Below are 23605 nucleotides of genomic sequence, written 5' to 3'. Positions count from 1 at the left end.
CTCCGCTGCACCGGCCCTCGCCCCCGGACCTCCGCTACCCCGGCCCCCTCCCCCGGACCTCCGCTACACCGGCCCCGGACCCCGCCCGATCAAGGCGCGCAGCTCCGCTGTGAGCGCCCGGGCGAGGTCCGGCCGGAGGTCGTAGCGGGCCGGGGTGTTCTGCATCAGCGCGATCCGCCACCCCGCGCCCGTGTTGACCGCGATCACCGTCTGCAGGGCGTTGAGTGCCGGATCGAGGTCCTCGGCGTCGTCCGGCACCAGCCCCGCGACGGCGTCCAGCTGCACCACCCCGGGCCCGAGCGCCCGGACCTTGCGCACCTTGGCGACGTACTCGGGCGTGGCGTGGTCGGCGAAGACCCGCCCCAGCTCGGCGGCGATCACCGACCGCCCGTCGTACCGGGTGCCGTCGAAGCCGATCACCTCCCCCTCCTCGGCGAACGGCCCGGCGAAGGCCGCGCCGTCCCGCAGGTTCCAGCCGTCCAGCGCCCGGTGGTAGAGCGCGCGGACGGCGCTCTCGTCCGCGGGGGACAGCTCCGGCAGCCGCGTATCGTTCATATCCCCATGGTCGACGAAGGCGGTGGAGCCGGACAGCGGAGGAGATGAGCGGTGGTGACGGGCGACGCTGCGACCGGGCCTGCGACGGTCCGCCGGTGGCGGCCGGGCTTCCCGCTGGACGCGGGCCGGACGCTGCTGCCGCTGCGCCGCGGTCCCGCCGACCCCGCGTACCGGACCACCGGCGACGGCGCGGTGTGGCGGGCGTCCCGGACCCCGGCCGGCATCGGCACGCTGCGGGTGCTGGCCCGCCCGGCCGAGGGAACGGTCGAGGCGAGCGCCTGGGGCCCGGGCGCGGAGTGGCTGCTGGACCGGCTGCCGGCCCTGCTCGGCGCGGACGACGACCCGGCGGGCCTGATGCTGCCGCCCGGTCCGCTGCGGGAGGCCCAGCGGCGTGCGGCCGGCGTGCGGCTCACCCGCACCGGGCTGGTCCTGGAGTCACTGGTGCCCGCGATCCTGGAGCAGAAGGTCACCACCTCCGAGGCGTACCGCGCCTGGCGGATCCTGCTGCGCGACTTCGGCACCCCGGCACCCGGGCCGGCCGAGGGGATGCGGGTGGCGCCCTCGGCCCGGGAGTGGTCGCTGATCCCCAGCTGGGAGTGGCACCGCGCGGGCGTCGACCCCAAGCGCTCGGCGACCGTCCAGCGTGCCGTCCGGCTGGCCCCCCGGCTGGAGGAGGCGTCGGCGATGGACCAGGCCGAGGCCTTCGCCCGGCTGACCGCCGTCCCGGGCGTCGGCGTCTGGACGGCCGCCGAGACGCTCCAGCGCAGCAACGGTGACCCGGACGCGGTCTCGGTCGGCGACTACCACCTCCCCAACCTGGTCGGCTGGGCCCTGGCCGGCCGCCCCCGCAGCGACGACGCGCAGATGCTCGCCCTGCTGGAGCCCTACCGCCCCCACCGCCACCGCCTCTGCCGCCTCCTGCTGAGCACCGGCACCCACGCCCCCCGCTACGGCCCCCGCCTCACCCCCAACGACCACCGTGGCAGGTGAGCCGCCGGGCGGGCCCTACCGCACCTCGATGAAGGCGTCGGCGCTGCGGGCCGGGCGGTCGCGGGGCGGCTCGGCGGGGCGGCCGACCGCGACGGCGCCCATCGGGTCCCAGTGGGCGGGGAGGTCGAGGGCGGCGCGGACGGTGTCGCGGCAGAACATCGTGGAGGAGACCCAGGCGGAGCCGTAGCCCTCGCCGGTGAGGGCGACCAGGAAGTTCTGCACGGCGGCGCCGATGGCGACGGTGAACATCTCCCGTTCGGCGGTGGCGCGGCGCTCGTCGGGGTAGTCGTGCGAGCCGTCCATCACCAGGCAGGGGACGACCAGGTACGGCGCGGCGCGCAGGACGTCGCCGCGGGCGGTGCGCCGGGCGATCCGGGCGTCGTCCCAGCCGTCGAGTTCGCGAAGGTCGCGCTGCCAGGCGGCGAGCATCGCGTCCAGCAGCGCGGTCCGGGTCCCGGGGGACTCCAGCAGCACGAACCGCCAGGGCGTGGTGTGGTGCGGGGCGGGCGCGGTGACGGCGGCGGCGACCGCGCGGCGGACGGCACCGGGGTCGACCGGGTCGGGGCCGAAGGCGCGGATGGTGCGCCGCAGCGTGACGGCCCGGCGCAGGGCCTCCGAGGTGCCGAGCCGGAACATGTCCTCGGCGGCGGGGCGGACCAGCGGCCGGGCGCCGTCGCCGTCCTCGGCGGTGACCAGGTGGCCGAGGCCGCGGACCACGGCGACCGGGGTGCCGGTGGCCTTGCCCTTGACGAGGTCGGCGGCGGCGGCCAGCTCGTCGGCGGTGGCGGTGACGGTGAGCGTCAGCTCGTTGCCGTGGCTGTCGCTGCGGCCGCGGTGGTCCTCCAGGACGGGGAGTCCGGCGGCGCCGATGGCGACGTCGGTGAGCCCGTTGCGCCAGGGCCGGCCGAAGGTGTCGGTGACGACGACGGCGAGCCGGCGCCCGGTGAGCTGCTGGAGGCGGGCGCGCAGGGCGCGCGCGGAGGCGTCCGGGTCCTCGGGCAGCAGCAGCACGGTGCCGGGGGCGGTGTTGGAGGCGTCGACGCCGGCGGAGGCCATGACGAAGCCGTTGCGGTTCTCGACGATCCGGGCCGGGCCGCGCCGGGCGACCACCCGGACGGTCTCGGCGTCGATCGCGGCCTCGCGGTCGACGGCGTGCAGCACCCGGCCCTCGGCCTTGCTGACGATCTTCGAGGTGACGAGCAGGATGTCGCCGTCCTGGTAGTCGCCGGCCTTGGCGATCAGCGCGCCGAGGTCGGAGCCGGGGTCGATCTCCGGCAGGCCGCCGACCGGGATGACCTGCAGGGCGGCCGGGTTCACGCCCGGACCTGCTCGGCGAGCGCCAGTGCGGCCCGGGCCATCTCGGCGGTGGCCGCGACGTCGGTCATCAGCAGCGGGACGGCCCGGCAGGCGATCCCCCCGGCCTCGACGGCGGCGACCGCGGCCTCGTCGGCGGTGTCCACCAGCCACCCGTCCAGCAGGCCCTCCCGTCGCCCGCCACCGTCCTCGCCCGTGCTGCTCCGCAGCGCGGCCCTGCCGCCGTAGTCGAGTGCGACCGCCTCGGCGGTGGCCTCGACGCCGACGGCGGCGAGCACCTTGTCGGCCATGCCGCGCACCGGCGCCCCGCCGATGATCGGCGAGAGCCCGACCACCGGCGCGGAGGCCGCGGCGATCGCGGCCCGGATGCCGGGGACAGCGAGGATGGTGCCGATCGAGACGACCGGGTTGGACGGCGGGAAGAGGATCACGTCGGCGGCCGCGATGGCCTCCAACACGCCGGGCGCGGGCTTGGCGGTGTCCGCGCCGACCGGGATGATCGCCTCGGCGTCGACGGCGGCGTGCAGCCTGACCCAGTACTCCTGGAAGTGGACCGCCCGGGTGCCGGCCTCGTCCGTGATCCTCACGTGCGTCTCGACCCGGTCGTCGCTCATCGGCAGCAGCCGCACACCCGGCTGCCAGCGCACGCAGAGCGCCTCGGTGACCTGGCTGAGGGTGTACCCGGCGGTGAGCATCTGGCTGCGGACGAGGTGGGTGGCGAAGTCGCGGTCGCCGAGGCCGAACCACTCGGGCCCGACGCCGTACTCCTTCATCTCGGCCTTGATCGACCAGGTCTCGTCGGCGCGGCCCCAGCCCTGCTCCTCGTGGATGCCGCCGCCGAGGGTGTACATGACGGTGTCGAGGTCGGGGCAGACCTTCAGGCCGTAGAGGTGGATGTCGTCACCGGTGTTGCCGATGACGGTGATCTCGTCCTCCGGACCGATGGCCTCCCGGAGTCCGCGCAGGAAACGCGCTCCGCCGATCCCGCCTGCCAGTGCCACGATGCGCATGCGCCCATCCTGCCACGGACCGTCAGGTCGTCGGCCCGACCGTCGACCTGCCGTCGACCGGTGCCGCCACCGCCCGCCGTCAGCGGACCTCGGCCTGCTGCTGCGGGTGCTGCTCGGGGACGGCGCCGCCGCCGTACTGGTTCATCTCGGTCAGGCCCGGCGTGTAGAGGTGGATGGAGACGGCCGGTTCCAGCGCGCCGTTGACCACCTCGTGCAGGTAGCCGGGGGAGAACACCCGCTGGCCGCCGGGGCGCAGGGTGCGCGCACCCTCGCCCGCGTGCGTGAGGGAGCGCTCGATCAGCTCGCCCCGGACGACGGTCAGCACGCCGGAGGAGGTGCCGTGGTCGTGGAAGCCGCTGCTCTGGCCGGGCAGCCAGCTGAGCAGCCAGACCTCGTAGCCGGGCCCGGTCTCCAGTCGGGCGTACCAGCGGGTGAGCGCGTCGTAGCGGACCAGCGGTTCCCAGCGCGCCCGGTCCGCGGCGATCTCGCGGACCAGCCGGGCGTGGTCGGCGACGGTGGTGGGGTGGGTGGGCAGGTCGGTGCGGGCCAGGTGCGGGAAGGCGAGCGGGTCGCCGGCGATGGAGACGTCGCTCAGGCCGTCGGTCCAGGTGCGGCCGGGGGTGGCGGTGGCCGGGGGAGGGGTGCTCGGCGCGAGGGTGCGGCGGGCGGTCTTGTTGCGGTCGCGGTTCCGGTGGCGGAGGCGGGGCATTCGCACGGGGTCGTCCTCGGAGTACGGCTGGTTCGTCGGGGATCAGCCGGATCCGGGATGTCCTGGGGCGGGAATCGCGGGCGGCCTCTGTGCTTCCTGGGCGGCGCGCGGTGGGACGCGGGCGCCTAGCTACAGCAGGAACAGAGGCGACAACAAGGGTTCACGGCACGGCGGAGCGCGGAACCGCTCCGGGGGCTGGTGAACTCTGACATGGGAGAAAGGAGACCGCACCCGGCGGCCCGGTGTCAAGCGGGGATCTGGGGCATTCGGGCGACTTGGGTCAGAAGTACCCGATGGGGTGATAAATCACCCTCTATGTTTCGATGAGAAGATCGCCGGGAAGGAGGCCGATGACCGGCCTGTGATGGTGACTGCGTGTCACTCGGCGCAAGGTTGCGGATGGTTCGACGGCGTTCGGGCGACAAGTCCGATCTGTCCGAATATGTACACTATTCGTAACAGCTTGGTGCCGGGGAGTGAATCCCGACCCCAATACCAGAGCTCGGCTTGACTGGGCCAGAGTGACGCAACTGTAATTTCACTCGTGTCGTCGGCCGCACGAGGCAACGGCAACCACGGGGACGCCAAATAGGGGCAGAGGAGGCGCGCCACATGAGCGAGCTCTTTGAGCTGTTGATCGGTGACGGCATCGAGGAGGACGAAGAGGAACTCGGCTGGCAGGAGCGCGCACTGTGCGCCCAGACCGACCCCGAGTCCTTCTTCCCGGAGAAGGGCGGCTCCACCCGCGAGGCCAAGAAGGTCTGCCTCGCCTGCGAGGTCCGCTCCGAGTGCCTGGAGTACGCCCTCGCCAACGACGAGCGTTTCGGCATCTGGGGCGGTCTCTCCGAGCGTGAGCGCCGGCGGCTCAAGAAGAGCGCGGTCTGAACGGGTCGGCCCCTGGCCCAGCCGACCTTTCGACAGTCACACATTCGTACGGGCGCCTCACCGCCGTGGTGGGGCGCTTTCGTGTTCCCGGCCCGTTTCCGCCATTTCCGCGCCCGATCTCGTGATTGCGGCCCGCTCTCCTGTTCGCGCGGCCGCATTCGTGATTCCGCGGCCGGGGCGGGCCCGCCGGGCGTCCCCCGTCCACAGCCTCTCCACGGCACCGCGGACGAAGAGGCCATCCGGAGCCGTTAGTGTGGTGCGCCATCCGGTTGCCGTTCACCGGCTGTGTCCACCGAGAACTGGGGCCCGCGCACTCGATGACCGTCTACAGCCACCAGAGCGGCTTCACCGCTGCCAGGCCGCCCGCCTACCCGCGCCACCTGGTCACCGCCGTGATCGTCTCGCACGACGGCGCCCGCTGGCTGCCGCAGGCCCTGGCCGGCCTGCTCGGCCAGGACCGCCAGGTCCAGCGGGTGCTCGCCGTCGACACCGGCTCCACCGACAACTCGCCGCAGCTGCTCGCCGACACCCTCGCCGACTGGCTGCCCGAGAGCGGCCCGACCATCCTGAGCCGCCGGGCCGGCTTCGGCACCGCCGTCGGCGAGGCCGTCTTCAACAGCCCGCCGCTGCGCCCGGAGGACCTCCCCTACCGGCTCGACCCCTCCGGGTACGACCCGGTCACCGGCGGCTGGGACGACTTCGGCGACCCGCTCGGCCACGAGGACGACCTCGGCCGCGGCGGCCCGCGCGAGACCCAGCCGGTCGAGTGGCTCTGGCTGCTGCACGACGACTGCGAACCGCAGACCGACGCCCTGCGCCGGCTGCTCCAGGTCGCCGACTCCACGCCCAGCGCCGCCGTCGTCGGCCCCAAGCTGCGCAGCTGGTACGACCGCCGCCAGCTGCTGGAGGTCGGCGTCACCATCGCCCGCTCCGGCCGCCGCTGGACCGGCCTCGACCGCCGCGAGCAGGACCAGGGCCAGCACGACCAGGTCCGCCCGGTGCTCGCCGTCTCCACCGCCGGCATGCTGGTGCGCCGCGACGTCTTCGAGGAGCTCGGCGGCTTCGACCGGGCGCTGCCGCTGATGCGCGACGACACCGACTTCTGCTGGCGGGTCAACGCCGCCGGCCACCGCGTCGTGGTCGCCCCCGACGCCGTGCTGCGGCACGCCGAGGCGGCCAGCCGCGAGCGCCGCTCGATCGACTGCGCCTCGTCCCACCCGCACCGGGTGGACAAGGCCGGCGCCGTCTACACCCTGCTCGCCAACTCCAAGGGCGCGCTCTTCCCCTACGTCCTGCTCCGCCTGGTGCTCGGCACCCTGCTGCGGGTCGTCACCAACCTGCTCGGCAAGGACCCGAAGCAGGCCTTCGACGAACTCGCCGGCCTCGGCCACGAGCTGGTCCGGCTGCCCCGGCTGCTGCTCGCCCGCAAGCGCCGGGCCCGGACCAGGGCCGCCGACGCCCTGGACGACCGCACGCTCTTCCCCGCACCCGGCGCCACCGCCCGGCTCGCCGTCGAGGGCGCGATCAGCTCCCTCGGCATAGGGGGAGCCGACGACTCCGGCGCCGGCCGGCACGGCTCGGTCGAGGCCGGTCCGGGCGACGAGGACGCCGAGGACCTGGTCGTCGAGCAGTTCGCGCTGATCAAGAAGCTGGCCCGGCGCCCGGCACCGGTGCTCTTCACCGCCCTGCTGCTCTTCGCCCTGGCCGCCTGCCGCGGCCTGCTCGGCGGCGGCGACCTCTTCGGCGGTGCCCTGCTGCCCGCCACCGACGGCGCCGGCGGCCTCTGGTCGATGTACGCGGACGCCTGGCACCCCGTCGGCACCGGCTCCACCGCCGCCGCGCCGCCGTACCTCGGCGTGCTGTCGGTGCTCTCCTGGATGCTGTTCGACCACGCCGACCTCGCGGTCACCCTGCTGGTCGTCCTCGCCGTGCCGCTCTCCGCCGTCAGCGCCTACCTGGTCTCCCGGCCGCTGATCGACTCCAAGCTGGTCCGCGCCTGGGCCAGCGCCACCTACGCGCTGCTGCCCGCCGCCACCGGCGCGCTCGCCCAGGGCCGGATCGGCACCGCCGTGCTGGCCGTGCTGCTGCCGCCGCTGGCCCGCGCCGCCGCGATCGGCGCCGGCCTCGGCATCCGCGCCGAGAGCGCGGCCAAGGGCGCCCGGCCCGGCTGGCGGCCGGTCTGGATGACCGTCCTGCTGCTCACCCTGGCCACCGCCTTCGTCCCGCTGGTCTGGGCGCTGGCCGTGCCGCTCTGCCTGGCCGCGCTGGCCGCCGCGGTGGTGCGCGGCGGGGCGTTCGGCTCCGGCGGGGAGGCGCTGCGCCTGCTCGGGCTGCGCGTCCTGGTGATCCTCGCGGTGCCGGTGGGGGTGCTCGCGCCCTGGTCGCTGCAGGTGCTCGCGCACCCGCAGCGGCTGCTGCTGGAGGCCGGCCTGCCCGGCCTGCACGGCGGCGGTGCGAGCGCGCTCGGGCTGGTGCTGGTCAACCCCGGCGGCGCCGGGGTGCCGCCGGTCTGGCTCTCGGCGGGCGTGGTGCTCGCCGCGCTGGCCGCCCTGCTGCGCGCCGACCGCCGCCGCGCGGTGCTCGCCGCCTGGGGCGCCGCCGGCGCCGGCATGGTCTTCGCGGTCGCGGTGGCCGGCACCACGGTGACCCCGGCCTCCGGGGGCCCGGGCGTGCCCGCCTGGGCCGGCCCGGCCTCGCTGCTCGCCGGCATCGCCCTGCTGGCCGCCGCCGCGATCGGTGCCGACGGCGCCAACGCCCGCGTGGCCGGCATCGCCTTCGGCTGGCGCCAGCCGGTCGCCGCCCTGGTGGTGGCCGCCGCCGTGCTGGCCCCGCTGGGCACCGGGATCTGGTGGGCCGTCACCGGCGCCGACGGCCCGCTGCACCGCGACCGCTCCGCCCAGGTGCCCGCCTTCATCGCCGAGGAGGCCGGGACCACCGACCGGGCCCGCACCCTGGTCGTCACCGGCGACCCGAAGGGCGGCTCGGTCACGTACACCCTGGTGCGCGGCGCCGGCCTGACGCTCGGCCAGGCCGAGTCCACCGTGGACCCGGCCACCGGCACCACCGAGGGCCTGAACAAGGTGGTCGGCAGCCTGCTGGCCGGCTCCGGCGCGGACCAGGCCGGCGCGCTGGCCGGCTACGGCATCGCCTACGTCCTGGTGGACAAGCCGGCCATCGGCGCCTTCAAGGACGTCCTGGACACCACCCCCGGCCTGGTCAAGGCCAACCAGGACGGCGGCGCCGCGCTCTGGCAGGTCAACGGCACCCCGGCGACCCGCGCCCTGATCACCGCCCCCGGCGCCGCCCCGGTGGTGGTCCCGTCCGGCGAGCGCGACATCGACACGGCCGTCCCGGCCGGCCCCGAGGGCCGGGTGCTCCGCCTCGCCGAGGCCGCCGCCCCCGAGTGGAAGGCCACCCTGGACGGCACCGCGCTGGAGGCCACCACCGTCGACGGCTGGGCGCAGGGCTTCAAGCTCCCGGCCGGCGGCGGCACGCTGGTCGTCACCCGCGAGGGCAGCCTGCTGCACACCGGCTGGATCTGGGCGCAGCTGCTGCTCGGCCTGACCGTCCTGGTGCTGGCCCTGCCCGGCCGCCGCAACCACAACGACGACGACCTGCCCGAGGAGGTGGTCGCCGCCGCCGCGCTGGCCGCCGCCGCCCAGGCGCAGGCGCCCGCCCCGGGCAGCCGCCGGGCCCGCCGGATGGCCGAGCGCGAGGGCGGCGAGGCCGGCGACGCGGACGGCGGCGTCTACGAGGGCCGGCCGGGTCCCGTCCCGGCGCAGCCCGTCGGCGAGCCGCCGGTGGAGGCGGTCCGGGCGGCCGCCGCCGTCCAGGAGGCCGAGCCGTACGCCGACCCGTACCAGGGCTACCAGCAGGCCGACCCGTACAGCTACGACCCGTACACCGCCCAGCAGCCGATGGCCGCGCCCTACGGCGGCGGCCAGGGCTACGGTTCCGACGGCTACCAGCAGCCGGCCTACCCGCAGGACGGCGGTCCGGGCTACGAGCAGTACCCGCAGGACCCGCAGTACGGCTTCGACCCCTACCAGCAGGACGGGCAGCAGCCGTGGGTGCCGGGGCAGCCGCAGGGCGAGGCGTACTACGACCCGAATGACCCGCATGATCCCAACCACCCCAACGGGCCGGGCCGGTACCCGCACCACCACGGATCGGGGAGCTGACCCGCGATGAAGAAGCCCGCGTTCAAGAAGAAGCCGAAGGCCCAGGACGCTCCCGCGCCGCTGGACGGCACCACCGGGTTCGCCGCCGACGCCGCCCCCTCCGGCGGCGGGACGAAGACCACCCAGTCGCTGCTGGCCGCCGCCGCGGTGCTCGCGGTGGTGTTCGGCATCGCCGAGCTGCGCCCGCCGGCCACCCCGGCCGCCGGCGACGCCGGCACGGCCACCACGGCGCAGGTCGAGCGGACGGCGGTGGTCTGCCCGCAGCCGTTGCAGAGCCTGACCGGCTCGACCATCCTCACGGCGTACACCCCGCCCGGCGGTGCGGCCGGGGACGGCGCCGCGGCCGGCGGCGCCGGCTGGATCTCCGACGCGGCGGCCCCCGCCACCCCGCCCACCGCCGCGCCCTCGGCGACGCCCTCCGCGGCCGCGCCGTCGGCCCCGGCCACCCCGGCGCCGTCCGCCCCGGGTGCGCCCGCCACCGGTGCGCCCGCCCCGGCCAAGAGCGGCGCGCCCGCCGACGCCCGGCTGACCCTGGCCAAGCCCGGCACCCCGGTCACCGGCCCCGCCGCGAACGGCGACACCGCCCCCGGCACCGGGGCCGTCGCCACCGGCGCCCTGGCACCCGGCTTCACGGTCTCCCAGACCACCACCGTCACCGAGCAGCGCGGGATCGGCCTGTCCGGCATCACCTGCACCCCGGCCGGCACCAGCTTCTGGTTCGCCGGGGCCAGCACGGCCGGCGACCGCACCGACTACGTCAGCCTGGTCAACACCGAGGCCACCGCCGCCGTCGTCGACATCAAGCTGTACGGCGACAAGGGCCTGATCGAGAACGACGCCGCCAACGGCATCTCCGTCGCCCCCGGCAGCTCCCAGTCCGTCCTGCTGCCGACCATCAGCAAGGGCCAGGTCACCGACCTCGCCGTGCACGTCGTCGTCCGCACCGGCCGGGTCGGCGCCGCCCTGCACGCGGCCGACGGCAGCAAGGGCGCCGACTGGGTGCCCGCCTCGGCCGACCCGGCGCCCACCCAGGTGCTGCCCGGTCTGCCCGCCGACACCGCCGGCGCCCGCCTGGTGGTCTGGGCGCCGCCGGAGGACGACGCCGACCTGAAGATCCAGCTCTCCGGCAAGAACGGCTGGTTCACCCCGGCCGGCAACGAGTCCATCCACGTCAAGGCCGGCATGGTGGCCGCCGTCGACCTCGGCAAGGTCACCCGCGACGAGGTGGCCGGCCTGCGGCTGTCGCCCAGCGACGACAAGCACCCCACCCCGGTGGTGGTCGGCCTGCGGGTCGACCGGGCCGGCCAGAACGGCAAGTCCGACGCCGCCTGGCTGACCGGGACCGTCCCGGTCGGCGCCCGCGCCACGGTGGCCGACAACCGCGGCGGCGGCGCGAGCACGCTGTTCCTCACCTCCGCCGGCGAGGCCGCCACCGTCAAGGTCACCGCCTCGGCCGGCACCGGCGGCGGCACCCCGGTCAGCAAGGAGGTCCAGCTGCCGGCCGGCGGCACGGTCGCCTTCCCGGCGCCCGAGCCCGGCGGGCTCAACGGCAGCTACGCGCTCACCGTGGAGACCGTCTCCGGCGGCCCCGTGACGGCCGCCCGGATGCTCGCCCTCCCCGCCAAGGACGTCCCGATGTTCACCATCCAGGGGCTGCGCGACGACCGCAGCAGCGTCAAGGTGCCGCAGGCCGCCCAGAACCCGGGCGTCGTGCTGCGCTGACCCCCGACGACGGGACGAGGGGCGGTACCCGGCCGGGTACCGCCCCTTTCCGTTCGCTTCCGGCGGCCGACGCCCCGGGCACCCCGACGTTCCGGATTCAGTCCTCGTCGTACCGCGGGTCGATGGCGTCCGGCGACAGCCCCAGCAGCTCCGCCACCTGCTCGATCAGGATCTCGTGCACCAGCGCCGCGCGGTCCTCGCGCGACTTCGCCCGGATCTCCACCGGCCGCCGGTACACCACGATCTGGCTCTTCCGGCCCTGCCGCCCCGGCGACACCCGCCCCAGCGGCACCCCGCCGTCCGCGTCCGGTCCGTCCGCCTCGTGCAGCGGCACCTCCTGGACGGCGAACTCCACCTCGATCAACTGCGGCCAACGCCGTTCGAGCCGTTCCACCGACTCGCGCACGTAGTCGTCGAACAGTTCGGAGCGGGTGAGCGAGATCGGCACCTGCGGCGGCGCCAGCGGGCCGCGCAGCCCCCTGCCGTGCCGGTCGCGGTGCCGGGGACGGCGCGAAGGTCCCGTCGATGACTGCGGTGCAGAGCTGTCCATATCACTGCCGAGGGTAGTCCTTGGACGGTCGGAAGTGGACCACTCCGGCCGCGAATCGCCCGGGGCGGCAGGCGCACACGAGCGGGTGACGGGGGGCGTGCGAGGCGCGCGGACCGCGACACGGCACACCCTCCGTACAGGCGGTCTTCGCTCCCCGGCGAGGAGTGCTGTACCGTCCACCCTCGTGAGCTCTGTACGTCGTTGTTCGCGGACCGCGTGCGGCCGACCGGCCGTCGCGACGCTGACGTACGTCTACGCGGACTCCACCGCCGTCCTCGGTCCGCTCGCGACCTACGCCGAGCCGCACTGCTACGACCTGTGCGCCGAACACGCCGAGCGCCTCACCGCCCCGCGCGGCTGGGAGGTCGTCCGGCTCGCCGCCGAGGCCGGACCGCTGCGCCGCAGCAGCGACGACCTCGAAGCGCTCGCCAACGCCGTCCGCGAGGCCGCCCGCCCGCAGACCCCCCGTCAGGGCCGCGGCCCCGAGGGCGAGTCCACCGAGGCCGGCCGCCGCGGGCACCTGCGCGTACTGCGCTCGCCGGACAACTGATCCGGCGCCCGCCCGCACCGGAATCCGCCCCTTCGCCGCCTCCCGGTACGCTGCCCCCCTGTCCGGGTACCGACAGGTGCCGTCCTCGGACGTATCGTGACCATGGGCGACCAGCCCGCCGATCAGACAGAGAACCAGGGTGGAGCCGCAGTGCGCGACCTCAAGCAGCTCGTGAAGGCGTACGACGTACGAGGCGTGGTCCCGGACCAGTGGGACGAGAACCTCGCGCGGGCCTTCGGCGCCGCGTTCGTGCAGGTCACCGGAGCGACCGCGATCGTGGTCGGCCACGACATGCGGCCCTCCTCGCCGTCGCTCAGCCGGGCCTTCGCCGAGGGCGCCGCGGCCTACGGCTCCGACGTGGTCGAGATCGGCCTCTGCTCGACCGACCAGCTGTACTACGCCAGCGGCAAGCTCGACCTGCCCGGCGCGATGTTCACCGCCAGCCACAACCCGGCCCAGTACAACGGCATCAAGCTCTGCCGGGCCGGCGCCGCCCCCGTCGGCCAGGACACCGGCCTCGCCGAGATCCGCGAGCTGGTCGAGTCCTGGACCGCCGAGGACGACACCGTGACCGTCCCCGCCCGCGACGTGAAGCCCGGCGCCCTCTCCACCCAGGAGACCCTGCGCGGCTACGCCGACCACCTGCTCGGCCTGGTCGACCTCACCGCGATCCGCCCGCTCAAGGTCGCCGTCGACGCCGGCAACGGCATGGGCGGCCACACCGTGCCGACCGTCTTCGACGGACTGCCGATCGAGCTCGTCCCGATGTACTTCGAGCTGGACGGCACCTTCCCCAACCACGAGGCCAACCCGCTCGACCCGAAGAACCTGGTCGACCTGCAGGCCAAGGTCCGCGAGACCGGCGCCGACCTCGGCCTGGCCTTCGACGGCGACGCCGACCGCTGCTTCGTCGTCGACGAGCGCGGCGAGCCGGTCTCCCCGTCCGCCATCACCGCGCTGGTCGCCGCCCGCGAGATCGCCCGGGCCAGGGCCGCCGGCGAGGCCGAGCCGACCGTCATCCACAACCTGATCACCTCCTGGACCGTCCCCGAGGTGGTCCGCGAGCTCGGCGGCAAGCCGGTCCGCACCCGGGTCGGCCACTCCTTCATCAAGCAGGAGATGGCCGAGACCGACGCGGTCTTCGGCGGCGAGCACTCCGCCCACTACTACTTCCGCGACTTCTGGCGCGCCGACACCGGCATGCTCGCCGCGCTGCACGTGCTGGCCGCCCTCGGCGGGCAGCAGGGCACCCTCTCCGCGCTCACCGCCGAGTACGACCGCTACGCCGCCTCCGGCGAGATCAACAGCACCGTCGCCGACCAGGCCGACCGCTCCGCCGCCGTCCGCGCCGCCTACGCCGGCCTGGAGGGCACCACCGTGGACGAGCTGGACGGCCTCACCGTGGCCGGCCCCGACTGGTGGTTCAACCTGCGCGCCTCCAACACCGAGCCGCTGCTGCGCCTCAACGTCGAGGCCAAGGACCCGGCCAGGATGGCCGAGCTGCGCGACGGCGTCCTCGCCATCGTGCGCGCCTGAACCGCCTGCGCCTGACGCACGCCCGGGGTGCCCCGGCCGGTAGGGTTTCCTCTCGGCCGGGGCACCGCCGCGTCACCCCTGAGACCCCTGCCACCCGAACCTGGGAGCCCGAACACCATGAAGCTCGAATCCTTCCTGCTGGAGATCCTGGTCTGCCCGCAGTGCCGGGCCGCGCTCACCGAGGGCGGCAGCGAGGACCACCCCGAGCTGGTCTGCTCCGGCGAGAGCTGCGGCCTCGCCTACCCCGTCCGGGACGGCATTCCGGTGCTGCTGGTGGACGAGGCCCGCCGCCCGGCCTGATCCTTGGGGGCGGACACCGCGCCCGCGGACACCCGCCCCGTCCGCAGCGCCCAGCCGGAGCCGGAGGCCCGCCGCATGCTCGACGACACCCTGCTCGACGACCCGGCCGCCCTCCAGCGCGCCGACCACGACCGTGCCCTGCTCGCCCTGGCGGGCGCCGGCGCCCGGGTCCGCACCGCCCTGCGGCTCGCCGACGCGGCCGGGATCGACCGGCTGCGCCCCGACGGCCGCCCCCGCGCGGTGCTGGTCGCCGGCCACGGCAGCGCCCTGACGGCGGGCGAGATCCTCGCCGCCCTCGCCGGCACCTCCGTCCTGGTCGTCCCGCTGCCGCCGGCCGACGTCGCCGCCGTCCCGCACACCGACCGGGCCGCCGCCCCGCCCGCCTTCACCGCCGGGCTGGCCTGGCAGCTCCCCGGCTGGGCCGGACCGCTCGACCTGCTGGTGATCAGCTCCGCCGACGGCGGCGAGCAGGGCCTGGTCTCCCTCGCCGAGCAGGCGTACGCCCGCGGCTGCGCCATCGTGGTCACCGCCCCGGCCGGCAGCCCGCTGGCCGAGGCCGCCCTCCAGGTGCGCGCCCTGCCGCTGCCGTACGTGCCGCCGAACCTGCCCGACGACGGCACGGCACCGGCCGGCCGGGCTGCCGAGCCCGACCTGCCGGCCGAGGACCCGGCCGCCCTCTGGGCCCACCTCACCCCGCTGCTCGCCCTCACCCAGAAGCTCGGCGTCACCCAGTTGCCGTACGACGCGCCGGCCGCCACCGCCGACCTGCTGGACGCGACCGCCGTCCGCTGCCGGCCGGACGCCGCCGCGTACACCAATCCGGCCAAGGGCCTCGCCGCCCGGCTGGCCGGCACCGTCCCGCTGCTCTGGGCCGAGGGCCCGGTGGCCGAGGCCGCCGCCGTCCGGTTCGCCGCCCAGCTCGCCGACCGGGCCGGCCGCCCGGCGCTGGCCGGCCGGCTGCCCCAGGTGCTCACCGCGCACCGGGGCATGTTCCCCGGACAGCTCGGCGCCGGCGCCGACCCCGACGACTTCTTCCGCGACCGGGTCGAGGAGCCGGACCCGCTGCACCTCCAGGTGCTGCTGCTGCGGCACGCCCCGGCGACGCCCGGCAGCCCCGCGCCCGCCGAGGAGGACGCGGGCCCGGCCGAGGTGCCGGCCGACGAGGGCCCGCGCGGCTTCGGCGCCGCCCGGGCCCACCGGCTGGCCGCCGCGCACGACGTCCGGCTCACCGAGTACGCCAGCACCCGGACCGAGCCGCTGCACGCCCTCGCGGACCTGGTCGCGCTCACCGACTTCGCCGCCGTCTACCTGGGGCTCGCGGCCGCACAGTCCTGATCGCGCCGCGGCGGCCCGGTACCGTATGCGCTCGACAAGGACTGAGCGCGGGCTGTACGGCCCCCGGCGGAGGGACCCTCCCGAGCATGAGCACCGAAGGCGGTACCAAGGCCCTGGTCGCGGCTCTGTCCGCGAACCTGGGCATCGCGGCCAGCAAGTTCGTGGCCTTCGCGTTCTCCGGGTCGTCCTCGATGCTGGCGGAGGGCGTCCACTCGCTGGCCGACTCCGGCAACCAGGTGCTGCTGCTGGTCGGCGGCAAGCGCTCCGAGCGGAAGGCCACCCCCGAACACCCCTTCGGGTACGGGCGCGAGCGCTACATCTACGCCTTCCTGGTCTCGATCGTGCTGTTCAGCGTCGGCGGCATGTTCGCCGTCTACGAGGGCTACGAGAAGATCGCCCACCCGCACGAGCTGGACAACTGGTACTGGCCGATCGGCGTGCTGGTCTTCGCCATCGTGCTGGAGGCCTGGTCCTTCTTCACGGCTTACCGCGAGGCCGTCAAGGACAAGGGCGCGCACGGCTGGCCCGCGTACATCCGCCGGGCCAAGGCGCCGGAGCTGCCGGTCGTCCTGCTGGAGGACACCGGTGCGCTGATCGGCCTGGTGCTGGCGCTGTTCGGCGTCGGCCTGACCGCGATCACCGGGGACGGCGTCTGGGACGGCGTCGGCACCCTCGCGATCGGCCTGCTGCTGATCGCCATCGCGCTCGTGCTGGCCATGGAGACCAGGTCGCTGCTGATCGGCGAATCCGCCCACCTGGAGGTGGTCGCCGAGATCCGCGACGCCCTGGTGGACCACGACAACGTCACCCGCGTCATCCACATGCGGACCATGCACCTCGGCCCGGAGGAGCTGCTGGTCGCCGCCAAGATCGCGGTCAACGCGGAGGACACCGCGGCGCAGGTCGCCGAGGCGATCGACGCCGCCGAGGTGCGGGTGCGCCGGGCCGTCCCGATCGCCCGCGTCATCTACCTGGAGCCCGACATCTACAGCGCCGAGAAGGAGGCCGCGGGCGACGACCCGTTCGCCACCCCCGGCGGTCCGGTGCCGCGCGCGCACTGAGGCCGGGGCGCCGGGCCCGTCACGTACCGGGCCCGTGCGCGCCGACCGGCCGCGGCCGAAATCGGTCATACCGAGCCGGCCCCCGGGGCCGCCGGTGTAGATTCGTCACCAGAGCCAGAACGTCGCTGCTGATGGCGGTCGATCGGCGGTCGTGCCCACGAGGGCGCGCGCCGGTCGAGGGAGAGAGGTCCTCCGACGGTTTGTGCTGAGCAGCAGGGAGCCGGCCCACCCCGTGGACCGGGACCGACCCGGCGTTGCCGCGCACCCGTGCGCCTCGCCGTGCTGCGACGCACCCACAGGACCTTGGCCATTGCCCCACCCCATCCGCGAGGAGCAGACGCATGTCGACCGACATCACCGGTGACTTCAAGGTCGCCGACCTTTCCCTGGCGCCGTTCGGCCGCAAGGAGATCCAGCTGGCCGAGCACGAGATGCCCGGCCTGATGGCGATCCGCGCCGAGTACGCCGCCTCCCAGCCGCTGGCCGGCGCCCGGATCACCGGCTCGCTGCACATGACCGTGCAGACCGCCGTCCTGATCGAGACCCTGACGGCCCTCGGTGCCGAGGTCCGCTGGTGCTCCTGCAACATCTTCTCCACCCAGGACCACGCCGCCGCCGCCATCGCGGTCGGCCCGGAGGGCACCCCGGAGAACCCCCAGGGCGTGCCGGTCTTCGCCTGGAAGGGCGAGACCCTGGAGGAGTACTGGTGGTGCACCGAGCAGGCGCTCACCTGGCCGAACGGCCAGACCCCGAACATGATCCTGGACGACGGCGGTGACGCCACCCTGCTGATCCACAAGGGCGTCGAGTTCGAGAAGGCCGGTGCCGCTCCGGACCCGTCCACCGCGGACAACGACGAGTTCCGGATCATCCTGGAGCTGCTCAACCGCACCCTGAAGGACACCCCGAACAAGTGGACCGAGGTCGCCGCCACCATCAAGGGCGTGACCGAGGAGACCACCACCGGTGTCCACCGCCTGTACGAGATGCACCGTGACGGCAAGCTGCTGTTCCCGGCCATCAACGTCAACGACTCGGTCACCAAGTCGAAGTTCGACAACAAGTACGGCTGCCGCCACTCGCTGATCGACGGCATCAACCGCGCCACCGACGTGCTGATCGGCGGCAAGGTCGCGGTCGTCTGCGGCTACGGCGACGTCGGCAAGGGCTGCGCCGAGTCGCTGCGCGGCCAGGGCGCCCGCGTCATCGTCACCGAGATCGACCCGATCTGCGCGCTCCAGGCGGCGATGGACGGCTACCAGGTCACCACCCTGGACGAGGTCGTCGAGACGGCCGACATCTTCATCACCACCACCGGCAACAAGGACATCATCCTGGCCTCCCACATGGAGCGGATGAAGCACCAGGCCATCGTCGGCAACATCGGCCACTTCGACAACGAGATCGACATGGCCGGCCTGGCCCAGCTGCCGGGTGTCGTGAAGACCGAGGTGAAGCCGCAGGTCCACGAGTGGCGCAAGGCCGACGGCCGCACCATCATCGTCCTCTCCGAGGGCCGCCTGCTGAACCTGGGCAACGCGACCGGCCACCCGTCGTTCGTGATGTCCAACTCCTTCGCGAACCAGACGATCGCGCAGATCGAGCTGTTCACGAAGACCGAGCAGTACCCGATCGGCGTCTACGTGCTGCCCAAGCACCTGGACGAGAAGGTCGCCCGCCTGCACCTGGACGCGCTGGGCGTGAAGCTGACCACGCTGACCCAGGACCAGGCCGACTACATCGGCGTCCCGGTCGAGGGCCCGTACAAGTCGGAGCAGTACCGCTACTGATCCGCTGATCCGCGGACGCGGACGCGGAGGCAGACGCCGACGCTGACGCCGGTGGCCGGCGCCCCGGGCGGGGGGCCGGCCACCGGCGCGTCCGGCTTCAGTTCAGGACGTCGGTGGTCCAGCGGCTCTCGTCCACGCCGAGCGCCTCGGTCCGGGCGAGCAGGCCCTCCAGGCCACCGATCTGCTCCAGCGACGGCGCGATGCCCATGCCCACGCCCACGCAGACCTTCACACCGTTCTTCACCTGACAGGTCGGCGCGTTCGGGTCGGTGTAGGTCGCGCCGTCCGTGCCGGTGGGGAAGGCGCTGGGCACGCGGCCGTCCGGCTCCATGGTCACCGAGACGTTCTTGCCCTCGAACTGGAACATCAGCCACAGGTCCCAGGCGCCCCCGAGCGGCGACGGCTTCGACAGGCTCACGTCGCTGGCCTTGAACACCTCGGGCAGGGGGGCGAACCGCACGGGCAGCGGAACGTTCCACTTCCCGTACTCGGCGCCGTTCGCCACCCGGACCAGCACGTCGTCGGCGATGTCGGCGGGGCGGCCGCCGTAGGCCCGGATCTGGGCCCACCGGCCCGACGGGGTCTGCCAGCGCAGCAGGCGGTCGTTCACGTGGGTGGTGGGGTCCGAGTCGGTCAGCCAGAAGGCCGGCTGCCCGTTGACCGGGGGTGCCGGAGTCTTCTCCGGGCGTCCGCTGAACCCCTCGGCCTCCGGCTCGGGACCGGCCGGGTACAGCGTGAGGATGATCCGCGGGGCGTTCTCGCCCCTGCCCAAGGCCTGGGCGAAGATGCCGTGGTACCCGGTGTGGTAGCCGACGCCGCTCTGGCCGCCCACCCAGTCCGGCAGCCAGCCGAACCGGACCTCCGTGGTCAGCGGGTCCACTCCGGCCCGGGTCGGGGTGGCGCTCGGGGCCGGACTCGCCGTGACCGTCGGCGGGGGAAGTACGGCGGGTGCGGCGGCACCCCCGCCCGGCTGGAGCAGCGAGGTGCCCGCCAGGACCACCGCGGTCGCGGCCGCCACCGCGCCGACCACGGCCCCCCTTCGGCGGCGCAGCCGGGCCCGCCCCTTCCGCAGCGCCCAGGCGGTGTCCAGGGCGGCCGGTGGTGCCGGCTCCTCCGCCAGGGCGGCCAGCTGCTCGGCGAGGTCGCGGAACTCGTTGCTGGTCATGACGTCCTCTCTGCGGCGACGGGGCGGGCGGTGAGGCTGCTGCGGAGGGTGTCCAGACCGCGCGAGGTCTGGCTCTTGACGTTGCCCGGCGAACAGCCCAGTGCCTCGGCGGCCTGGTCGATCGTCAGGTCGCAGTAGTAGCGCAGCACCACGGTGGCGCGTTGGCGGGGCGGCAGCGCGGCCAGCGCCTGCCGCAGGTCGAGCGAGGCGTCGAGGTCGACGCTCGGGCTCACCCCGTCCGTCTCGATGCCGCTGCGGGTCGTCCGCCGCCACCAGGGCGAGCGCTGCTCGGCCAGGAACACGTTGACCAGCACCTTGCGGGCGTAGCCGTCCACGTTCTCGACCCGGCCGGCCCTCGACCAGTGCACGTAGAGCCTGGTGACGCTCTCCTGGACCAGGTCGTCCGCGCGGTGCCAGTCGCCGCACAGCAGATAGGCGACCTTGCGTAACCAGCCGCTCCGGGACGCCACGTACTCGGTGAACTCCGCGTCGCGCGTGTGCCTCGCCATCCCTGCCCCCTTCCCCTCGAACCCGAGGCGCCGCTCGGCGCCGTCCACCCCCTAATGCGCGGACCCGCCCCGAACGTTGCACGCCGGTCGCGGTGGATCGCCGACGTAGGCTTTCGGGCATGCCCAACGGCCGGTACTCGCTCCACGACGCCCATGACCACGTGCTGCTCGGCGAGGAGCGCTTCAGCTGCGCGCCCGGCCCGGCCGGCTGGCGGTACGTCTCCAAGACCTACGCGCCGGACGGCCGCGTCCTCGGCACGGTGGACCTGACGCTGGACTCGCGCGCCCGGCCGCTGCGGATGGAGCTGCGGGCGGGCGGCTGGCAGGTCCGGGGCGGCGCCGTCGACGGCGTGGCGTGGGTGCGCACCGACGCCGCCGACCCGGGCGGGGAGCACGCGGTGGAGGGGTACGACCGGGCCCACGGCTTCGCCGGGCGCTCGCCGGCCTTCCTGGTCGCCACCGCGCGGCTGCTGCGGCTGCGGGAGGGGGCGAGCGCGAAGGTGCGACTGGTGGCGTTCACCGAGCCGGTGCTGGCGCCGCGCACCTTCGACCAGGGGTGGCTGCTGGAGGGCGTGGACACCCACGAGACGGACTCCGGTCCGCTGCTGGTCGAGCGGTACCAGGTCGCGGACCTGGAGACGGGCGAGCAGCAGGTGGTGCACCTCGCCGGGGACGTGGTGCTGGCCGCGGCGGGGGTGGAGCTGGAGGAGCTGGAGTCGCCGCCGAACGCCTGGCCGGCGGAGTTCGGGGAGTAGGGCCCGTCTCCGGCGGCCGGGCGGCCGGGCGGTCGCCGGTCGGGCGGTCGTCGGTCGGGCGGTCCGCCGCTGGAGGGTTCGGCGTCCGGGGTCCGGCGTCGGGAGGTCGGCGTCAGGCGGGCGGGGCGAAGCCGGTGCCGGGGGCCGGCTGCGGGGCCGGGGCCGGAGCGGGGGCCGCGGCCGGCGGTGCTGCGGGGGCGGCCGGGGCAGCCGGAGCGGCCGGAGCCGCCTGGAACGGGGCCGCGGGGGCCGTCGGGGGCGCCTGGAGCTGCTGCTGGAACGCGTGGCTCTGGGCGCGGGTCCACTCGCGCCGCTGGCGCTCGGTCAGCACCGCCCCGAGGTACGCCGCCGGGTGCAGCCCGTACGGGACGGGGTGGCCGGTGCGGGCCGCGAGGTCGTCCGCGAGCCGGGCGGACATCTGGTGCGCCACGGCCGGGTCCAGCTGGCCGATCCGGCCGAGCAGCTGCCGGATCGCCAGCCACAGCGGCTCCGGCACGGCGGAGAGGTCCAGCGCGACCAGCTCGCCACCGATCGCCTGCAGCAGCTGCGGGTGCACCGGCGGGAGCGCGTTGGCGGCGCTGCCGCCACCCGGTACGCGCTCGCGGACCACGAGCGTCCCGGCGAAGACGTCACCCAGCCGCTTGCCGTCCGGGGAGACCGCCGAGCAGATCGCCGCCGGCACACCGCTCAGCACGATGAGTTCGAAGAAGCCGACCAGCCCGCGCACCAGCGCGTGCCGGAACCGGATCGGACCGCCGTCGGTGCGGACCGCCCGCAGACCGAGGGCGGCCTTTCCGAGCGAGCGGCCGCGGGTGAAGGTCTCGACCATGACGGGCACGGCCACCAGGAAGAACACCGTCAGCCCGATCATGAGGGCGGCGAGGCCGGCGGGGTCGAGGTCGACCAGGGCGACACTCAGCATCAGCGAGAACACCACGAGCGCGGCGCTCTCCACGGCCAGGTCCAGCGCGATCGCCAGTGCCCGGCTGGGAAGCTTCGCCGTGCGCAGGCCGAGGACGACCGCCTCGCCCGTCACCAGGTCGCTCAAGACACCCGTCCGTTTCCGTCGGTGGTTGTGGTGGTTCGCGCATCGCGAGGGCGGGAGCGTCCGTCGGATCGGCCCCCACGATCCCGTGATCTGCAGTCGTCAACATACGGGGCCGCGCCGTCACTCGGGAAGGGAGGTCCCGACCGCCCGGGCGCCTCGTACCCCTGGCATGCTGGGCCCACCTGTCCGCACCCGCCTGCCCGCGCGCGCCGCGCCGACCATGGAGCTGCCGAATGGACCTGGACGTCTTCGTCGCCACCCACCAGGGGGAGTGGGCACGGCTGGACGCCCTCGCCCGGAACCGCCGGCTCAGCGGCGAGGAGGCGGACGAGCTGGTCACCCTCTACCAGCGCGTGACCGGTCACCTCGCCAAGGTCCAGGCCGCCGCCCCCGACCCCACGCTGGAGGGCCGGCTCACCAGCCTGGTGTCCCGCGCCCGGGACGCGGTCACCGGTAGCCGGACCAGCGGCTGGCGGGACGTCGGGCGCTACTACACCGTCAGCTTCCCGGCCGCGCTCTACCGGTCCCGCCGCTGGTGGCTGCCGGTCGCCGTGCTCTCCCTGCTCGGCACCGCCCTGATCGCCTGGTGGGTGGCGACCCACCCCGAGGTCCGGAACAGCCTCGCCACGCCGGAGACGCTCCGCGAGATGACCAGGCCCGGCGGTGACTACGAGGCCTACTACTCGGACCGCCCGGCGAGCTCGTTCGCGGCCCAGGTCTGGACGAACAACGCCTGGATCGCCGTGCAGTGCCTGCTCTACGGCATCGCCCTGGGCATCCCCGTCCTCTTCGTGCTGTGGACCAACGTCCTCAATCTGGGCCTCGGCGTGGGTCTGATGGCCTCGGCAGGCCGGTTGGACGTGTTCCTCGGCCTGCTCATCCCGCACGGCCTGCTGGAGCTGACCGCCGTCTTCGTGGCCGGCGGCCTCGGCCTGCGCCTCGGCTGGACGATCATCGATCCCGGCCCGCGCACCCGCGGGACCGCACTCGCGGAACAGGGCCGCGCCATCATCGGCATGGGCATCGGCCTCGCGACGGTCCTCGCCGTCTCCGGCGTACTGGAAGCCTTCGTGACTCCGTCCGGGCTGCCCACCTGGGCCCGGATCTCGATCGGCGTGCTGGCCGAGGTGGCCTTTCTGCTCTACGCCCTGGTGTTGGGCCGGAAGGCGGCGGCCGACGGCGAAACCGGCGACCTGGACGCGGCCGACCGGGCGGACCTGCAGCCGGTCGCGGCCTGAGCCGATGTGATCGACAGGCCTCTGACCTGCTACTCTTCTCGCATCCCGGCCAAACCATTGACGTGGTAGGGGTGGGCTAGTAGGTTTGAACGGTTGAGACAGGTTGGACAACGACCGGTCCCAGGCGTTAGTGTCTACGACACCGCCGAATCGAGGGCGAGTGCGTTTCACGAAATGCGCACCCTCCGACGAGGTAAAACCCCGGAACTGAGCACACCGAAAGCTTTGATAAGCTTCGGAGCGAAGTGAAGGAAATCCCTCCAGCGGGAATTCAGAGAAACAAAGGCCGGTAAGAACGGCCGCGAGGATCTGATAAGCTGGGAACACGAAAGAACGAAGCGCCCGGAGGGCCCGCTGGAAGGCGGTCCGAAGGAAGTGTCCGTTCCTTGAGAACTCAACAGC

20 protein-coding genes are annotated in these 23605 nt (G+C 74.5%); 12 read left to right on the top strand and 8 right to left on the bottom strand.

Annotated features, from left to right (window positions below; all coding sequences use genetic code 11):
* Positions 1 to 63: 63 nt before the first annotated feature.
* Complete coding sequence (locus ACFVHB_RS33190; protein ID WP_380329620.1) at positions 64 to 555, bottom strand: SgcJ/EcaC family oxidoreductase; 492 nt, start codon at positions 553 to 555, stop codon at positions 64 to 66.
* Positions 556 to 609: 54 nt separating this feature from the next.
* On the opposite strand from ACFVHB_RS33190, the gene ACFVHB_RS33185 reads away from it, so the two are divergent.
* Positions 610 to 1545, top strand: a complete 936-nt coding sequence (locus tag ACFVHB_RS33185) for a DNA-3-methyladenine glycosylase family protein (RefSeq protein WP_380329618.1) — start codon at positions 610 to 612, stop codon at positions 1543 to 1545.
* 15 nt (positions 1546 to 1560) lie between these two features.
* Here ACFVHB_RS33185 and ACFVHB_RS33180 read toward each other — a convergent pair whose 3' ends face one another.
* The 3 genes from ACFVHB_RS33180 to ACFVHB_RS33170 form a co-directional block, all read right to left on the bottom strand.
* Positions 1561 to 2862, bottom strand: coding sequence for a coenzyme F420-0:L-glutamate ligase (locus tag ACFVHB_RS33180; RefSeq protein WP_380329616.1), 1302 nt, complete (start codon positions 2860 to 2862; stop codon positions 1561 to 1563).
* On the bottom strand, positions 2859 to 3869 hold the full coding sequence (gene cofD / locus ACFVHB_RS33175; RefSeq protein WP_380329615.1) for a 2-phospho-L-lactate transferase: 1011 nt from the start codon (positions 3867 to 3869) through the stop codon (positions 2859 to 2861). Before cofD ends, ACFVHB_RS33180 begins: the two co-directional genes overlap by 4 nt.
* 79 nt (positions 3870 to 3948) lie before the next feature.
* Positions 3949 to 4578: a cysteine dioxygenase gene (locus ACFVHB_RS33170; RefSeq protein WP_380329655.1), complete on the bottom strand. Its 630-nt coding sequence runs from the start codon at positions 4576 to 4578 to the stop codon at positions 3949 to 3951.
* Between the two features lie 612 nt (positions 4579 to 5190).
* Here ACFVHB_RS33170 and ACFVHB_RS33165 point away from each other — a divergent pair.
* The 3 genes from ACFVHB_RS33165 (at position 5191) to ACFVHB_RS33155 (ending at position 11366) form a co-directional block, all read left to right on the top strand.
* Positions 5191 to 5463 (top strand): WhiB family transcriptional regulator, encoded by a 273-nt coding sequence (locus tag ACFVHB_RS33165; protein ID WP_238862849.1) that lies wholly within the window; start codon positions 5191 to 5193, stop codon positions 5461 to 5463.
* A gap of 317 nt (positions 5464 to 5780) precedes the next feature.
* The gene (locus ACFVHB_RS33160; protein ID WP_380329612.1) at positions 5781 to 9644 is read left to right on the top strand and encodes a glycosyltransferase; all 3864 of its coding nucleotides are present in this window, start codon (positions 5781 to 5783) and stop codon (positions 9642 to 9644) included.
* Positions 9645 to 9650: 6 nt separating this feature from the next.
* On the top strand, positions 9651 to 11366 hold the full coding sequence (locus ACFVHB_RS33155) for a DUF5719 family protein (RefSeq protein WP_380329610.1): 1716 nt from the start codon (positions 9651 to 9653) through the stop codon (positions 11364 to 11366).
* A gap of 97 nt (positions 11367 to 11463) precedes the next feature.
* On the opposite strand, the gene ACFVHB_RS33150 is transcribed toward ACFVHB_RS33155, so the two are convergent.
* Positions 11464 to 11916 (bottom strand): metallopeptidase family protein, encoded by a 453-nt coding sequence (locus tag ACFVHB_RS33150; RefSeq protein WP_313764027.1) that lies wholly within the window; start codon positions 11914 to 11916, stop codon positions 11464 to 11466.
* A 97-nt stretch (positions 11917 to 12013) separates the two neighbouring features.
* Between ACFVHB_RS33150 and ACFVHB_RS33145 the strand changes: the two genes are divergently transcribed.
* From ACFVHB_RS33145 to ahcY, 6 genes are all read left to right on the top strand, one after another.
* Positions 12014 to 12466: a DUF3499 domain-containing protein gene (locus ACFVHB_RS33145; protein ID WP_380329654.1), complete on the top strand. Its 453-nt coding sequence runs from the start codon at positions 12014 to 12016 to the stop codon at positions 12464 to 12466.
* Positions 12467 to 12568: 102 nt separating this feature from the next.
* Positions 12569 to 14002, top strand: a complete 1434-nt coding sequence (locus tag ACFVHB_RS33140; RefSeq protein ID WP_380329608.1) for a phosphomannomutase/phosphoglucomutase — start codon at positions 12569 to 12571, stop codon at positions 14000 to 14002.
* Positions 14003 to 14119: 117 nt separating this feature from the next.
* On the top strand, positions 14120 to 14302 hold the full coding sequence (locus ACFVHB_RS33135) for a Trm112 family protein (RefSeq protein ID WP_380329606.1): 183 nt from the start codon (positions 14120 to 14122) through the stop codon (positions 14300 to 14302).
* Positions 14303 to 14377: 75 nt separating this feature from the next.
* Positions 14378 to 15637 (top strand): SIS domain-containing protein, encoded by a 1260-nt coding sequence (locus tag ACFVHB_RS33130; protein ID WP_380329604.1) that lies wholly within the window; start codon positions 14378 to 14380, stop codon positions 15635 to 15637.
* 86 nt (positions 15638 to 15723) lie between these two features.
* Positions 15724 to 16698 carry a cation diffusion facilitator family transporter gene (locus ACFVHB_RS33125; protein WP_380329602.1) on the top strand — a complete coding sequence of 325 codons (975 nt, stop codon included), beginning with the start codon at positions 15724 to 15726 and terminating at the stop codon, positions 16696 to 16698.
* Positions 16699 to 17039: 341 nt separating this feature from the next.
* The gene (ahcY, locus tag ACFVHB_RS33120) at positions 17040 to 18488 is read left to right on the top strand and encodes an adenosylhomocysteinase (RefSeq protein ID WP_380329600.1); all 1449 of its coding nucleotides are present in this window, start codon (positions 17040 to 17042) and stop codon (positions 18486 to 18488) included.
* A 97-nt stretch (positions 18489 to 18585) separates the two neighbouring features.
* Here the strand turns inward: ahcY and ACFVHB_RS33115 are convergent, their stop codons facing one another.
* Both ACFVHB_RS33115 and ACFVHB_RS33110 read right to left on the bottom strand, forming a co-directional pair.
* Positions 18586 to 19653, bottom strand: a complete 1068-nt coding sequence (locus ACFVHB_RS33115; protein ID WP_380329598.1) for a hypothetical protein — start codon at positions 19651 to 19653, stop codon at positions 18586 to 18588.
* A complete protein-coding gene (locus ACFVHB_RS33110) occupies positions 19650 to 20162 on the bottom strand; it encodes a SigE family RNA polymerase sigma factor (protein ID WP_380329596.1) in 513 nt (170 codons plus the stop codon). Before ACFVHB_RS33110 ends, ACFVHB_RS33115 begins: the two co-directional genes overlap by 4 nt.
* Positions 20163 to 20281: 119 nt before the next feature.
* Here ACFVHB_RS33110 and ACFVHB_RS33105 point away from each other — a divergent pair, with 119 nt between their 5' ends.
* Complete coding sequence (locus ACFVHB_RS33105; RefSeq protein ID WP_380329594.1) at positions 20282 to 20917, top strand: hypothetical protein; 636 nt, start codon at positions 20282 to 20284, stop codon at positions 20915 to 20917.
* A 112-nt stretch (positions 20918 to 21029) separates the two neighbouring features.
* Here ACFVHB_RS33105 and ACFVHB_RS33100 read toward each other — a convergent pair whose 3' ends face one another.
* Positions 21030 to 21965 carry an RDD family protein gene (locus tag ACFVHB_RS33100; protein WP_380329592.1) on the bottom strand — a complete coding sequence of 312 codons (936 nt, stop codon included), beginning with the start codon at positions 21963 to 21965 and terminating at the stop codon, positions 21030 to 21032.
* Between the two features lie 233 nt (positions 21966 to 22198).
* Between ACFVHB_RS33100 and ACFVHB_RS33095 the strand changes: the two genes are divergently transcribed.
* Complete coding sequence (locus tag ACFVHB_RS33095; RefSeq protein ID WP_380329590.1) at positions 22199 to 23203, top strand: stage II sporulation protein M; 1005 nt, start codon at positions 22199 to 22201, stop codon at positions 23201 to 23203.
* Positions 23204 to 23605 lie beyond the last annotated feature (402 nt).

The organism is Kitasatospora sp. NPDC127111, assembly GCF_042677465.1.
Taxonomy (GTDB): Bacteria; Actinomycetota; Actinomycetes; order Streptomycetales; family Streptomycetaceae; genus Kitasatospora.
The sequence above is the reverse complement of the archived record's forward strand: the minus strand, read 5'-3'. Positions and strand labels throughout refer to the sequence as shown.